Genomic DNA, 15,415 nt, shown 5'->3' with positions numbered 1-15,415 from the left:
AATATCAAGGTTAAACAGAAAATATCCGGACAGTTCAAAACCGAAAGTGCCGCTCAAAACTTTGCTAAAATACGTTCCGTTATTGATACTGCTATCAAAAATGGCTTAAACGTGTTAGAAGCCTTATCCAGGATTGCTAAATATCAGGTTGGCACATACACTGATTAGTTACCTTTTAAGTTTATGCTGTTTAGCTACTTACCTGTCTGCAAGTTTAGAGTAACTCGCTGATACAAAAAAGGGGCATTTTTCAACTCTGAAGGCAAAGCTTTAAACAGACGCTTACCAACGATAATTTCAAACTATTACTTATAAAAACAAATCTTATGGCTTCTGAAATCGCTAAAGATACTTTGTGTGTGCATGCTGGCACATACCGCGACCAAGCACAACCTGGTATTAACTCTCCTATATACACTTCCAGTTCGTTTGAGTACCTGGATACGGATGCTCGTACTTACCCACGCTATTTTAACACGCCTAACCAAGACAGTGTTGTAAAAAAACTGGTTGCATTAGAGTCGGGTGAAGATGGGATCATATTTGGTTCTGGAATGGCAGCCATTAGTACTACATTGCTGGCTTTGCTCAAAAAAGAAGACCACGTATTATTTCAAGCCGACTTGTATGGGGGGACTCAGCGCTTTATAACCACTGATTTTCCTCGTTTTGGAATAGAATATTCTTTTAGCGACGCTACTAATATAGAAATGTTTGAGGAAGCCATTCAGTTTAACACCAAACTTATTTATATAGAAACCCCTTCCAACCCTTTGTTACGCCTCACTGATATAGAAAAAATAGTGGCTTTGGCAAAGCAATACGGGGTGCTTACAATGATTGATAATACTTTTGCCAGTCCTATCAACCAAAACCCTATTCCTATGGGCATCGACCTGGTCATGCATAGCGGTACTAAGTATTTGGGGGGGCACAGCGACTTGAGTTGTGGGGCTATTATTGGCCCTAAAGAGTTAGTGGCACAAATTAAGTCAACTGCTACTCATTTGGGGGGGAATCTCAATGCGCAGACCTGCTATTTGCTTGAGCGTAGCCTTAAAACACTTGCCTTAAGGGTACGTCAACAAACTTACAATGCCCAAAAGCTGGCGGAGTTTATGGAAAAACACCCTCAGGTAAAAAAAGTACACTATCCTGGGCTTGAGAGCCACCCTCAACATGACATAGCCAAGCGCCAAATGAAAGGTTATGGGGCAATGCTGGCAGTAGAGTTGCACGGCAACGCAGACGAAACCCGTCAGTTTTTGCGTAAGCTGAAAATAGCCACACCAGCAATGAGCCTGGGAGGTATAGAAACTACTATTTGTGAACCAGCCACCACATCGCACGCCAAAATTTCGGCAGAACAACGGCAAAATCTGGGCATTAGCGATTCATTGTTGAGAGTATCGGTAGGTATAGAGGCAACCGAAGATTTGATTGCAGACTTTGAACAAGCCCTGTCATAAAAATATAAAGGTAAAACTATAAAGCGTGTGGGTAAGTTTTGGTTTATCTGTTGCCTTGTAGTTTTACCATTAGGGAGCAATTAAAAAATAGGATACCGGTTCTTTACTAGTGCTTTGGGAACTAAGTAGTTTATACACTATTTCGAGTTTATTTTGGTGGCTGTCAAACCTCCAAAAAACGAGCATAGCCTAAGCTACGTGAGTTTTTTTAGGTGAAGTCAGCAGGCAAAAGAAGCCGAAATATGTGAAAGGAATTTAGTACCCAGAGCACTAGTGCATTGGGTACTAAATTCCTTTCACATATTAGCTATGCTGAGCTCGGCACAGTAGAACTGTAGCCTCGGTTCTTTGGCGACTTTTGTTTTCTGAAACGCGGCACTTTTTAAAGTCATAGCAGAGCCACGGCTGCAAAAAGTAACAAAGTCTCAGGGCAAAAAAGCAGCTACAAAATGGGTCACTTATTTCTTGTTTGCTCCCTTAAGTCCTTGGTAATAAATAACATCACCCTAATTACACAATAGTAAACTATGTATGAACAGAAGGCTCCTGACTTCTCTGCGAATGCAGCGCTGGTAGAAAGTTTTCGAAGGCAATTCAAGTCCAAAATCCTATCAGGATGGAGTCGTATATTATGATTCCCACTTGAGGCTATCCATCAATCGTTTGCGAATGACTTGACGAATGATGGATAAAGGGTGAAAAGGGTAGAGGTGATCAAATGCTTCTTTTTCCGACACGTTCATAGGCAAGCCTTGCCGGTTGGTATGGTCGTAAGGATCACGAAAATAATGTTTCATAAACTCTTCGGAATTTGTCATCTCGGCTATGTCCATCAATGGGCGCATCAACAGGTTGTCTCGCAACCCCTTGGTGCCTTGTTCAAACATTTTGATTGATATTTGATAAAGTATATTGTCTTTAAAATTAGGGATGTTTAAAAAATAGATATAATCTACCCCCTGAGCACTGTCAGGCTTGGGTATTTTCGAAATAGACTCAAAGCCTTCTACTCCATTTACATTGCTGAAACGTTCACATAACACTACCCCTCCTCCAAAATCTATGTATTGTTTGGTAAGCCATTGACGGTATACGGGCAGGGTAGTTTGCCCGTGTTTTAGTTTGTTTTGCACTTGTATGGCTGTGGCGTGAAAATATCCCCCGGTTTGTTGACAAACCAATACCAACTCTCCTTCTTTTTGTTCTTGCTGCCAGCCCATATCGTCAAACAATAGTTTTGCTACTTTGCCTGTCCCTACTGGGTATTCAAGCGTAAAATTGGTCATTTGACGTATATTTTCTTCGTCAAACATACGCTCAAACATTTCTTTTACAAACGTAGCGATTCTTTGATGATTTGTTTCGCTCAACGGAAACAGGTCAAACAAAGGGTTAGGAGGAGCTACTGGGTTAGTTTTACTTTTTTTACTAAAAAATTTTTTTAACATTATTTCTATTCCTGGGGTAAATTGTATTTGAAGTAGCTCAATATACAACTTATATTATTGAATGGTAATCGGTCATCTTACAAAAGGCTTTATTTTCCACCAATTAAGCAGTAGCAAGTCTGTGGGTGCTGGCGCAATTGGCTATAAGCTACTCATAACAAACCCATTACATATAGCAATTAGGGTTGTTTTAATTATGACCTGGTACTTACCCTTGCTGTCATTAGGCCTATGTTGGTTTTAAGAGGCCTCTAAGTTATGCTGCTACTCAAAACACCCGTCTTCACTTGTACCCTAAAAATAAGTTTGTTTCGGTAATTATTTATTGTTTGGTGCTCGTGTAAGTTTGTAGTACAAAAAGACACCAAAAGTATTATTTCTCCGTAAACACACATGAGGGACTAAACACATACAATTAACACCTGCTTACAAAACCGTAAGGGAGCAATTTGTTTTACTTTTTGTTGCTGCCATTCTTTTCCCTTACCCAAAAAGAAGGGTTTGTCTATGTTACACATTGTGGCAAACCAACTCATTAATCGTAAACTATACCTGACAATGACCCTATGGACACACCTCTTTTAATGGATAACATACCAGATTTTGGTATCATTGCTGACAAGCGTGAAAAAATAGAAGCAATTTGTGAATTTTGCGATTATCATCGGAACGCTTACCCTGATACTTCGTATAAATGGGCGCAAAAAGGGTATCAATTGTCTAAAGAGTTAGGTTTTCGGGAGGGAGAGGTACGCTGCCTCAAAAATATAGGTTATCACCATTGGCATTTGTCCCAAATCTCGCTTGCGCTAAAAGAACTAAACGAATGCAAACAATTGATGGATAAGATTGCTTACTATGACCAATGGGGCGAGGTAACGATGATGAAGGCAATGATTTGGTGGAGCGAAGGTAAATATGAACGAGCAATGGGCATAGTGTACGATGGCATACAATTGCTTGAAGCAAAGAAAATGACCAAACCTCAAGGTTGGGTTTATTGGGCGTTGGGAGTTTTTAATTATGATCTCAAAAACTACGATAAGTCTCTCAGGTGTTATGGACGGGCACTCGAAATATTCAATTCTTGTGAGCCTTATAATGTGGATGCCGAAAGTTGGTGTTTGCTGGGCTTGGGTACTGTATACCGTGCCAAAAATGATACTACCCAAACCTGGTATTACCTGCACAAAGCTGAGCAAATAAGCAATTTGTATAACCAGTGGATGCAAATTGCCCATGTACACTATGAAATGGGGCACTTGTTGTTTGATGAAAGTAAGTTTGACGAGGCAGAAGACGCCTTTTGTGAGAGCTATCAAATAAGAGAAAAATACCAGTTTAAGCCAGCAATGGTGAGCTGTTTAATGGCCATTTCTGACGTGAAAGTACAGCAAAATCAGCCTTATGAAGCAATGGACTGCCTGCAAAAGGCACTAGAGATTGCCACTGAAACCAACACCCGCGCCAAGTTATATAAATGTCATAAAAAACTTGCAGAGCTTTACAAGTCACAACAAAACTACAAGGAGGCTTATTATCATATCGAACTTTTTTACCAAATACATTCAGAAATAGCCGGAGGAGAAACCAGTAGTAACCTGAATATGTTAGAGGCCAAGTTTACATCGGAAAAGGTGGCAAGAGAAAAAGAAATTCACCGCCTGAAACATGTAGAACTAAAGCAAGCACATGATGCTATTTCTAAAAAGAACAAAGAGATACTCGCCAGCATCAATTACGCCCAACGTATCCAACAAGCAATATTACCTCCACTAGACAATATTCGTCAAAGACTCCCTCAATCTTTTATACTGTTTCAACCCCGCGATATAGTAAGCGGTGATTTTTATTGGTTTAAGGAAACTGAAGACAAAATTTTTATTGCAGCTATAGACTGTACCGGACACGGGGTGCCAGGGGCGTTTATGAGCATGATTGGCAATGAACTGTTGCATAAAATCATCAGCGATTATCATATTACTCAAGTAGACCAGGTGTTAGACGCAATGAATGTAAATATAAGAAAGGCGCTTAAACAAAAAGATACGCACAACACCGATGGCATGGAAATGGGGTTGGTGGCGATTCATAAACAAAGCTACACAATGGAGTTTGCCGGAGCACGCAGCCCTTTGGTTTATATACAACACAATGAGTTGTTTCATCTCAAGGGTGATAATATGCCTATAGGGGGGATCAAACTAAAGCGTAAAAAACATTTTACCCGGCACTTGATCAACCTGGAACATCCCACCACTTTTTATTTGTTTTCAGATGGTTATCAAGACCAGTTCGGAGGTGAAAACTCTCGTCAATTTATGATTACCCGGTTTCGGGAGTTGCTGCTTAATATTCACCAACGCCCCATAGCTAAACAAAAGCAAGCACTGGAAGAGGTATTGGCTGACTGGATGCAACACGAACGACAAATAGACGATATTTTGGTGATTGGGGTAAGGCTTGGTGCTTAGGTTTGCCTTTCAATCCACTAATATGTATGTTTGTCAGCTAAGTTAGCTCAAGTCGTCAAACATGGATGTCTACTGGTGCTACAAGTACAGTTAAGTAACTCATAGTGAACTTACTAAAACTCTTTTCTTAAAGCGTATGTGTATGCTTAGTTGCTTAATATTTAACCATACCTTGATCGTTACTCATGGCTTATTCTGAAGAAGATTTACAGAAGTACCTGCTAAAAGCACAGGAAGTGCTGAATTCAAAAAAAGAAAATCAATTAAGTGAAACAGACCTAAATGAAATTGTACAGGATTTGGGACTCGACATTGAGGAAATTGCTCAGGCGCGTGAAGATTACCTGACACGCGGTACTACCCATTTGAACTTTGGTAATTATGCCGAAGCCATTGGCGAGTTTGAACAGTTACTTTTACTTTCTCCCAGCCACCCCAAAGGTTTGTATGGTTTGGCAAAAGCCTACCTGGAAAAATGGAAAAACCACGGCAAAAAAGCGGACAAAGAAAAAGCCTTACAGTACGCCAACCAGTGTATAGAGGTGGCACCTGGTTACAAGGCGGCTTATAAAGTAATAAGCACGCTTAAGCACAAACCCACCAAGAAGAATAGCGTAGGCTCCCAAAACAATTCCCGTAATGCTCATCATAAAAAAACAACTTCTTTACGTACTTACCTGGTGCCAGTAATGGTGTTTATAGTGATGGCGATTGGTGTTTTTGTGGGAATGAAAAACGTGCTTAACCCACCTGTCAAAATTCAACAGTATAGGGTAGGAGCCACCAAGGATGGATTGGTAATATGGCAAATAACCAGTGAAAAACACCGAAAGCAGCCTTATTATCGAGATATAAAATTGACTATAGCCGATGCCACCACCAAAAAAGTATTAAGAGAAGTAGCCATTCCTCCACGCAAAGGAGTGAGAGGAAATCAGTTGTGGCGTAACTGCCGACAACTGGGAGATAGTTTTTACTATATTGACGGTATTAAAGGGATTTTTGTAGCCCGTCATTTACGTACTGGCAAAGTCACCAATAACAAAGCAATGCTTGCCCAGAGTTTTAAACAGTTTAATGGAGGAGTAAGCAAAGTTAAGTTACAGCGTACTGGTTGGCTGGAAGTAACCACCAAACAGGGGCTGAGGTATTGGCTGAACCTTGAAAGTAAAAAGGTGTTGAATCAGAAACAGTATAATGACTTAAACCGAACCAAGTTTGATAGGGTAAAAAGATGGTGGAAGGTGTATAAACAAGGCAACAACAACGAGTCTAAAGTGGTATTGTTGGAAGTACAAGAGCATATAAATGGGTATCGTCAAAAACGTCTGAATAGTATCTGGCCTGTTTATTTACAGAAAAAACTAAAAAGTGGAAGGGTCAAAGTTGTGACTCCTTTAGACAAAGCCAGTTATTTTTTAAAGCCTAAATTGGTGTACGGAAGTGATGACCTTGCGGTGCTGCGTTATAAAACAGAAGTAGGTGTAAACGGAAAACATCGGTTGGCTTGTGTAGACAAAGCTGGTAATGTACTTTGGGATAAGGGGCGCGAAGAAACAGATAACCCTTTGGTAGTTCATTTGATGGATTCGCACAAGCCAAATGTATATTTTGCCCAATATAAAAATACCCTTGGGATGAGTAGTCTATACATAAGGGTGAAAGAGAAAAGAAAGTATCGCAATGTAAAAATGGCAGTGGGGCTTGACCTCACCACAGGAAAATTAGCCTGGGCATATTCGCCTACATTCTATAAAACCAAGTTTGAAAAGCAAAAAAGCAAGTAACGAGACAAAGTTAACCAACCAAGCCCCCAATTGATGTGGTTCAATTGAGGGCTTGGTTTATTATTTTATCCTTGGCACATCAACTACATTTACTCTTCTTTCATTCGTCTAAAGTAGTCCTTGTAGGCGTCTCTTACTTTTGGCGCAAGCCAGATGGTAGAAAACATCGTAGGAATCGCCATTAATGCGTACATGGCGTCAATCAGATTTACGGCGGCATCGGCAGAGGCTATAGCACCATACATGATAGACCCTATATAAAGATAATTGTACCAGTTTTGGCGCTTGGCTCCCAACAAAAACGAGGTACATTTTACTCCATAATAAGAGTAAGAGAAAAGGGTACTCAAGGCAAATACCAAAATACATATCAACAATAAACCTGCGCCAAAACCAGGCATTGCCTTGCTAAATGCACGAGTGGTGATGGTAACGCCCAAATCGTGGTTTTCTTTGATAATATATTGGTTGGGAATAGCTTTGCCTACTGCATCTGTTTTTTGCGACACCACCAGCGGTATGTAGTCTGGTTTATTGTAAGTAACCATTTTTATGGGTAAACTTTCAGGGTTATTGAGCAGCTGGGCAGACAGGTCAATATGGTTGAGGGTCTTCTTTTTCTCTATTTTTAAGGTAGCATTTACCTGTACAGGTAAGTCTTTAGAATTGTTCGACACAGTCACAGGTTTGGCATCTTTGAGCGGGTTTACCCTTGCCATTACTTCTATCTGGATGGCCTTGCTGTTATCTTTGAGGTGTACTTTCTTAGCATCCAGCGTTACAATCACGTTTTTACCCTGGTCTATTTGTGGTTGCCATACTCCCGTTACAATAATTGCCAGGGCAGTCATTGTACACACCACCAAGGTATCTATCACAGGGCCTAACATAGCCACTAAACCTTCGCGTACTGGTTCTTTGGTTTTGGCAGCTCCGTGCATCATGGGGGCAGTACCTATGCCTGCTTCGTTAGAGAAAGCCGCCCGGCGTACGCCAGTTACAATCAAAGCACCTAAGGCGCCTCCCAACATGGCTTCTCCGGTAAAAGCATCAGTTACAATGAGCACCAGGCTAGGCACCACATCTTGGACATGGGTAATCAGTATAAAAAGTACTGAGGCAATGTACATCGCTACCATTAACGGAACCATCTTAGAGGCTACCTTGCCAATGCGCTGGATACCACCGAAGATAACTGTAGATACCAAGGTTACAATCACTAGTCCAATAAGCACGTTGGCCAACAAAGGATCTTTGCCTACCAAACCACTGGGAGCAAGCACTACGTTTCTGATTACTTCGGTGAGCTGGTTTGCCTGAAACAAAGGCATAGCACCAAATATTCCCGTGATACAAAAAAAAGTCGCCAAGGGTTTCCAGTGTTTACCCATTCCCTCGGTAATGGCATACATAGGCCCTCCCTGTACATGTCCTACCGAGTCTTTGCCCCGGTACATAATGGCAAGCGTACAAGTAAAAAACTTGGTGGCAATGCCTACAAAAGCACTGAGCCACATCCAAAATACAGCACCTGGTCCTCCTGTAACAATTGCTACGGCTACCCCTCCAATATTACCTACTCCTACAGTAGCCGCTAAGGCACTGGCAAGGGCTTCGTAGTGGTTAATGTCTCCAGGATCGTTCACGTCGTCATATTTGCCCCGCAATATGTTGTAGGCGTGACGAAAGTACTTGAAAGGCATAAAACGGGAGTATAACAATAGGAGTAAACCGCCACCAATCAAAATAAAAGGGAGGGGAGTGGTAACAATGCCGCTAAATTGTTTTAATAGAGCTTCTAACTGCTTCATAAATCTATGGGAGACTGTTTGTTTTTTTAAACAGCCACCAAAATAGTGTAAATGATCGGATTTAGAAAAAATATATGAAAATAGTCTGGTTTAGTTGATTTGGCGAAGTTCAACCTATGTTTAAAAAGCATGTTGGTTACTTCATTAAGGAATTGTTCAAAAATAAATTTACACTCTGAGGGGTGATTTTTCGCCTTGATACTTCGTTATTTTTATTGCCCGTAGCGCTGCTATGGGCGCAAAAAATAGCCTCGTCTCAAAACAAAACCTCTACCTCAAGAATGGTAATTTAATTTCTCACCATTCCTAAGTTAAAAACAGAAAAAATAAAGTGTTCAGGAGGATGGTATTTTATGTGTTGGTTGAGTTTTGTAGTTTTGCTAAGCAATGCTTACTTGGCTCTCCAGGTGCTGGTAGCAAAAGCCAATTGTTATGAAAACATCCTGGGACTTACTTACTGAAGTTACGCAGACCTACTTATTTTGATGGTTATATGACTTTATTGCTAAATGTTTGGGCTACGCATCGCGCAACCATAAAGCTATCAAACAATATAAATAAGCAGACTTGGAAATTACTACGTAACATCAGAGACTTACTTAGTTATTTATTTGATCGTTTATCGGCATATCATTATATTGATGGTTTGCAAAATGCAATATACGAACACCCTTTTGACAAATAGGCAAACAGATGAAAAAATGGCTTTTATGGTTGCCGTTCCTTTGGATAGTACATACGAATGCAATTGGACAGGTAAAAATAAAAACGAAGGGGGACCCTTTGGTGTTCAACTATGCGCCAGATGGATACCAAACAGATGGGCAGGTATGGACAATGCAACAAGATGCCAGAGGGGTAATGTATATAGGCAATAATACGGGCATTATTGAATACGATGGTTTTCACTGGAGTTTACTAAAGTTGCCCAACCACTCGATAGTGAGAACTATGACAATAGACGAAAAGGGGCGCATTTATGTAGGTGGACAGGGCGAGCTTGGTTACATTGGGGCTGATTCGTCAGGGCGTACCTGTTACGTTTCTTTGTTGGATAAAATACCCCTTGAACATCGGTCTTTCAATGATGTATGGAAAGTGTTTAATACGCACCTGGGGGTGGTTTTTCAGACTACCCACAAAATATATGTGTTCAATAAGCAAAAAAAAATAGAAGTATATTTTCCCACCAAGAAAAATTTTCACCGAAGCTTTTATGTCAATCGCCAAATGTTGGTAAACGAACCCGGAGTGGGTATGCTTGTATTGAAAAATAAGCAGATGCAGTTGATTGAGGGAGGAGAACGGTTTGCCAATAATCGTGTGTATGTGGTACTGCCTTACGATGATGACCGTCTGTTGTTTGTGACCCGTACTCAAGGTGTTTTTATTTACAATGGTAAAACATTTGAACCTTGGTTAACTGATTCAGAAGAGTTGAATAAGACGAAAAATAACACCACTTACTGTGGGGTACGTATAGGCACCGATTATTTTGCCATTGGTACGTTATTGTCAGGGGTCGTTATTTTAGATAAACAAGGCAAAGTATTGCAGCACATAAATAAGCGCAAAGGCTTGCAGGCAAATATAGTGCTTAGCTTGTATCTCGACAGAGAACACAGTTTGTGGACAGGACTGGAAAACGGCATTAGCCGGATTGAGATAGCCTCGCCTATCAGTTATTTTTATCAAAATCATGGCATCAATGGGGTGATATATAACAGCGCTTTTTATGACGAGCATCTTTATTTGGGTTCATCCCAAGGTGTTTATTGTGCCCCTTGGAAACCAACCTTGAGTTTTTCTTTGCTACCACCTACCCAAGATCAAGTATGGAGCTTTATAAAAATTCCTCAAGGAGTGGTTGCCTCCAGTAATGGATATATATGGTTGATAGATAAACACAAGGTAAAGCGGAAGTTGGGTGTGCCCAAGGCTAACTATTGGCAAGTAATTGCTTTGGCAGACAGTACGCATCTTTTGGCAGGTACCAGCAACACAGGGTTGGCTTTGTTAGATGCCAAAACGCTGGAGTTCAAGCATTTTATTGAGGGGTTTCAACAAGATTGCCGTTGGGTAATACAAGATAAAAAAGGGGATATATGGGTAAGTAATGCTTATAGCGACGGGGTGCATCGCCTTACATTGAATGATGACCTGACAGGGGTAAAAAAAGTAAAGACTTACGGTGTTGCAAACGGCTTGCCATCTGCCAGTAGTAACCGAGTGTTTAAAATACACGGTGAGATGCTCGTGGTTACAAAAAAAGGGGTTTATAAGTATAAAAATGACAAGTTTGAGCCTTACGAGGCTTGGAACGACTATATTGAGGGTGGTTCCAAACAGGTATATTTTATCAAAGAAGATACTCAAGGAAACGTATATATGTTGGTGAGCAATAATATGCTTAAAAACGCCCCTCTCGAATGTCTGGTCATGAAGAAGCAAAGGAAGGGATTTAAGGTAATCAAGCACCCTTTTGCCCCTTTGTCTCCCTTGATTATAGATGCACTAGGCCCTGTGATAGAACCAGTGAGGGAGCACGAAATTTTCTTTTTGATTAAAGATGGCTTGGCACACTATGACGCTACCCTACCCAAAAATTACTATCAAAAATTCAATACTCTTTTGTGTAATGTCAAGCTCACTGTACCCGAAGATTCTCTGTTGTACGGGGGTGGAGACATTAGGTTGCCAGCCAAGGTGCGAAGCATTGATCATGCTTTTAATGCCCTGAGGTTTGAGTATGCGGCTACTTTTTTCCAGGAAAGCGATAAAATAAAGTTTCAGTCTTTCTTAGAGGGCTTTGACCAGGAATGGAGCCAGTGGAGCAAAAATAATTATAAAGAGTATAATTATTTGCCAGAGGGACAGTACACCTTCAGGGTAAGGGCCCGCAATATATATGATGTAATAGGTAAAGAAGCCAGTTATCATTTTATTATACTGCCTCCCTGGTACCGTACCAAACTAGCTTACACACTTTATGTAGTATTGTCTATAGGATTGGTTGTGTTGATAGCCCGAAGCAATACCAAACGACTGCGTAAACGCAATGATCAATTGGTACGCATGGTTGACAGAAGAACCGAAGAAGTAAGGGAACAAAAACGAGAGATAGAAGCCCAACGTGATGACCTGATAGAGCTGAACCAAGAGGTAAATCAAAAAAATGAGGAAATTACTGCCCAAAATGAAGCCCTGGAACTGAAAACCTATGAGTTAAAAGATGCTTTTGAAGAGATAAAGCGTCAAAACAACGACATTACAGCGAGCATTGCCTATGCATATCGTATTCAGAAGGCTATGCTGCCCCTTAGCACCAACATCCGCAAGGCTTTCCCCCAGCACTTTATCTTTTGGCGACCTCGCGAGATTGTATCGGGAGACTTTTACTGGTTTACCTCTGTGACAACCAACGAAAGCATCAAACATATTATGGCGGTGGTAGATTGCACCGGGCACGGGGTTCCGGGTGCTTTTATGAGTTTGATTGGCAATGACTTGCTCAATAATATTGTCAAAGCGAACCAAGTAGTCAGTGCTGATAGTATTCTCAATCAATTGCATCGAGGGGTAAAAATGGCCCTTAAGCAAGAATCTACTCAAAACGATGACGGGATGGACATTGGGCTGGTAGTAGTAGATGAAGCTCGTCAAATAATGGAGTTTGCTGGGGCAAATCATCCTTTATTGTACATGCAAAATGGTGAAATGACGGTGGTTAGAGGCAATACTTACCCCATTGGCAGAAGCCAAATCGCAAGCAATCCTAAGTATGGCAAACAGATCATTGATATCTCGCAACCCACTACTTTTTATATGTTTTCAGATGGTTACCAAGACCAGTTTGGTGGCCCAAAAGGGAAGAAGTTTTTACGACAACGTTTTTGGGACCTGTTATACCAAATACATGAGTTACCTATGCATGCCCAAAAAGAAACCTTAGGCAGGACTTTTAGCCAGTGGCAGCAAGATTTCCCGCAGATAGATGATGTATTGGTGCTGGGGGTTAAACTAAGCTTTTAAGGGAGCAATTAAAAAATAGGATTGCCCCCTAAAATGAGCCATTGGTTAAAAGGGGAAACGACTTCCTTCTTTTGCCCAGCCATTTCTTTCTTAGAAGGCAATTTTGAGCGTAGATTAGTTGGTTTTTTGAAAGTGAAAACCTAAAATATTGTAGCCTTGGTTAAAATAAAACTTATGCGAGCGGGCATTAGACAAATACGTTGTTAAGCCTACCGCGTCATAACCATTTTGTAATGCCCAGTCCTCAATCTTACTAAAAAACTGCTTACCCAATCCTTTGGACTGCAGCCTGTTGTCAACGATTACATTGTCAAGCTCTAAATGCTTACCACAATAAATCCTCACGGTAGTCCAACCGCTGGATATACCCAATAGCTCGCCTGCCTGGTACAAACCAAAACAAGTATAATTATCGAGCATTACCATCTTTTTGAGAGTTTCTTCTATGTATGTTGCTTGCTTATTTGGATTGAGCTGCATCAGCAAATCTTTTACTTTAGCAAAATGAGCCATTGGATTGATTATTTTTAATTCAGTCATATTGATATATCTAGTTATATAGATGTATTGATGAAAAAAAATTATGGATTACTTATAAACTTACAGTAGTTAGCAATGGTGTCTTCGTTTCTTTTGAAGTATGACCATTTTCCATGCCTGGTCATAATCAACAGACCACACTTTTCCATGTTGGTCAAATACGTTGAAATTGTGGACTGAGAAAGCTTGGCTTTTTCTTGAATATAAGTAACACAAACCCCGTCTTGAGCGTGTTTGAGGGGTTCATCAGGATAAAAGTTAAGCGCAGGTTCTTTCAACCATTCCATAATTTTTACCCTGGTTTGGTTTGACAAACATTTACCTATTTCTGTAGCTAACTTTAAATCCATACGTAAACATATCTATAATTAGCGATATATAAAAGTGTTTTGCTAAAAATTAAGTGTGAATAGCCATACTCCACGCGTTCAGCTAAAAGCTTTGTTAAGGACTCGAGCTTGCGAGTCCTTAGATACCGATGTATATCGGTGCTACTCCAGCATTGGGCTGAACACCGTGGACTATTTCAAATTATTTAATCTTTTCTTTTCCCTTTTTTAAGCGAAATAAGTAATACTCCTCCAAGTACCAGTGCTGTGCCCAGTAACTGGGTAACAGACAAGGTTTCGTTTAAGAACATATACGCCATAATAATGGTTGCTATAGGACCTACGCTTGCCACTATAGAGGCATCGCTTGCGCCAATTCGTTTGATGCCCGCCGAGATCAAAAAGGCAGGAATAACGGTAGAAATAATCGCCATCCCTATGCTTAATTCATACACTTGGCGAGGAAACTGCAACAAACTGCCCGAATTGCTGATAAAGTAATGGCTCACCACACCCAATGCAGCAAATGTCATGGCATAAGCTGTAAAACGAGTAGCCCCCACTTTGGGTATCAGTTTTTCGCTGCCAATCATATAGATAGCATAAAACAAGGCACAGCCAAAAATAAGCAATACCCCCAGCATAAAGTTTTTTTGTTGGGTCATGTCAAGGTTACCCGCAAAAACCACCGCAATGCCTACATAAGTAAAGCCTAAAGCAATGAGCTGGGAACGGGTTACCTTCTTGCGGTATACTGTGGCCGATATAATGACTACCAGGGTAGGGTATACAAATAATATAAGACGTTCGAGGCTGGCAGTAATGTATTGTAGCCCCATAAAATCGAGCAAGGCAGCAAAATAGTAGCTTACAAAACCCAAAAAAGCCACTGCCACCCAATCGCTGGGTGTTAGTTTGGCAGCTTTTTTAGAGCGACCAGAAAAGTAGCCAATGGCCAGAAAAAACGGCAAGGCAAAAAGCATGCGCAGTGCTACCAGTGACACTGGGTCTATAGGGTATTGGTAGGCAAGTTTGATAAAAATTGCTTTACTTGAGTGAGTGATGGCACCGAAAAAAACGAGTAAGGCCCCAATAAATTTTTGAGGATTAAAAGTGGCAAACCTGGCGGTGCCTGGCATGGTCAATGAGTTGTCTGTCATAATGGTAATAGTAGCGTGTTCATAGTAAAAAAATGGTTATACATTAAAATGCTGATCAAGGCAATAAAACCTGATTGATACAAAGACTAACAAAATATTGTGTAGGTTGGTTCTCTTATTGAAGAAAGGAGGTAATCAATTGCCAAATTTTATTCTGAATATGATTTATTGAAGGAGATGTGGTATTTTTAATTAGTCGGGAGTTGGTAGACGGTAGTCAGGAGCGTCTGGGAATTGGGTTTTAATTAGTCGGGAGTTGGTAGACGGTAGTCAGGAGCGTCTGGGAACTGGGTTTTAATTAGTCGGGAGTTGGTAGACGGTAGTCAGGAGCGTCTGGGAATTGGGTTTTAATTAGTCGGGAGTTG

General features: G+C 40.7%; 9 protein-coding genes. 4 read left to right on the top strand and 5 right to left on the bottom strand.

Annotated elements, in window-relative coordinates; genetic code table 11:
• The first annotated feature begins 326 nt into the window (after nt 1–326).
• The gene (locus tag Q0954_RS28795; RefSeq protein ID WP_299463601.1) at nt 327–1,469 is read left to right on the top strand and encodes a PLP-dependent aspartate aminotransferase family protein; all 1,143 of its coding nucleotides are present in this window, start codon (nt 327–329) and stop codon (nt 1,467–1,469) included.
• Between the two features lie 629 nt (nt 1,470–2,098).
• On the opposite strand, the gene Q0954_RS28790 is transcribed toward Q0954_RS28795, so the two are convergent.
• Entirely contained in the window at nt 2,099–2,917 is an 819-nt protein-coding gene (locus Q0954_RS28790) for a hypothetical protein (protein ID WP_299463598.1), read from the bottom strand.
• A 584-nt stretch (nt 2,918–3,501) separates the two neighbouring features.
• Here Q0954_RS28790 and Q0954_RS28785 point away from each other — a divergent pair.
• Nucleotides 3,502–5,391 (top strand): tetratricopeptide repeat protein, encoded by a 1,890-nt coding sequence (locus Q0954_RS28785; protein ID WP_299463595.1) that lies wholly within the window; start codon nt 3,502–3,504, stop codon nt 5,389–5,391.
• A 185-nt stretch (nt 5,392–5,576) separates the two neighbouring features.
• Nucleotides 5,577–7,178, top strand: coding sequence for a tetratricopeptide repeat protein (locus Q0954_RS28780; RefSeq protein WP_299463592.1), 1,602 nt, complete (start codon nt 5,577–5,579; stop codon nt 7,176–7,178).
• Nucleotides 7,179–7,267: 89 nt separating this feature from the next.
• On the opposite strand, the gene Q0954_RS28775 is transcribed toward Q0954_RS28780, so the two are convergent.
• Nucleotides 7,268–8,989 (bottom strand): sodium:alanine symporter family protein, encoded by a 1,722-nt coding sequence (locus Q0954_RS28775; RefSeq protein WP_299463590.1) that lies wholly within the window; start codon nt 8,987–8,989, stop codon nt 7,268–7,270.
• Between the two features lie 693 nt (nt 8,990–9,682).
• On the opposite strand from Q0954_RS28775, the gene Q0954_RS28770 reads away from it, so the two are divergent.
• On the top strand, nt 9,683–13,021 hold the full coding sequence (locus Q0954_RS28770; RefSeq protein WP_299463588.1) for a SpoIIE family protein phosphatase: 3,339 nt from the start codon (nt 9,683–9,685) through the stop codon (nt 13,019–13,021).
• Nucleotides 13,022–13,135: 114 nt separating this feature from the next.
• Here the strand turns inward: Q0954_RS28770 and Q0954_RS28765 are convergent, their stop codons facing one another.
• From Q0954_RS28765 to Q0954_RS28755, 3 genes are all read right to left on the bottom strand, one after another.
• Nucleotides 13,136–13,561, bottom strand: coding sequence for a GNAT family N-acetyltransferase (locus Q0954_RS28765; RefSeq protein ID WP_299463586.1), 426 nt, complete (start codon nt 13,559–13,561; stop codon nt 13,136–13,138).
• Nucleotides 13,562–13,602: 41 nt separating this feature from the next.
• A complete protein-coding gene (locus Q0954_RS28760; RefSeq protein WP_299463584.1) occupies nt 13,603–13,911 on the bottom strand; it encodes a helix-turn-helix transcriptional regulator in 309 nt (102 codons plus the stop codon).
• A 185-nt stretch (nt 13,912–14,096) separates the two neighbouring features.
• A complete protein-coding gene (locus tag Q0954_RS28755) occupies nt 14,097–15,050 on the bottom strand; it encodes a DMT family transporter (protein ID WP_299463582.1) in 954 nt (317 codons plus the stop codon).
• Nucleotides 15,051–15,415 lie beyond the last annotated feature (365 nt).

Origin of the sequence: uncultured Microscilla sp., from assembly GCF_947493425.1 — a bacterium.
GTDB lineage: Bacteria > Bacteroidota > Bacteroidia > Cytophagales > Microscillaceae > Microscilla.
Note: the sequence above shows the minus strand (reverse complement) of the source record. Positions and strands in the feature narration are given on the sequence as shown.

Coding starts and splice junctions, on each gene's coding strand:
- Q0954_RS28785 (WP_299463595.1), top strand. CDS start 3,502: ATGGATAACATACCAGATTTTGGTATCATTGCTGACAAGCGTGAAAAA.
- Q0954_RS28765 (WP_299463586.1), bottom strand. CDS start 13,561: ATGACTGAATTAAAAATAATCAATCCAATGGCTCATTTTGCTAAAGTA.
- Q0954_RS28755 (WP_299463582.1), bottom strand. CDS start 15,050: ATGACAGACAACTCATTGACCATGCCAGGCACCGCCAGGTTTGCCACT.
- Q0954_RS28775 (WP_299463590.1), bottom strand. CDS start 8,989: ATGAAGCAGTTAGAAGCTCTATTAAAACAATTTAGCGGCATTGTTACC.
- Q0954_RS28795 (WP_299463601.1), top strand. CDS start 327: ATGGCTTCTGAAATCGCTAAAGATACTTTGTGTGTGCATGCTGGCACA.
- Q0954_RS28760 (WP_299463584.1), bottom strand. CDS start 13,911: ATGGATTTAAAGTTAGCTACAGAAATAGGTAAATGTTTGTCAAACCAA.
- Q0954_RS28790 (WP_299463598.1), bottom strand. CDS start 2,917: ATGTTAAAAAAATTTTTTAGTAAAAAAAGTAAAACTAACCCAGTAGCT.
- Q0954_RS28780 (WP_299463592.1), top strand. CDS start 5,577: ATGGCTTATTCTGAAGAAGATTTACAGAAGTACCTGCTAAAAGCACAG.
- Q0954_RS28770 (WP_299463588.1), top strand. CDS start 9,683: ATGAAAAAATGGCTTTTATGGTTGCCGTTCCTTTGGATAGTACATACG.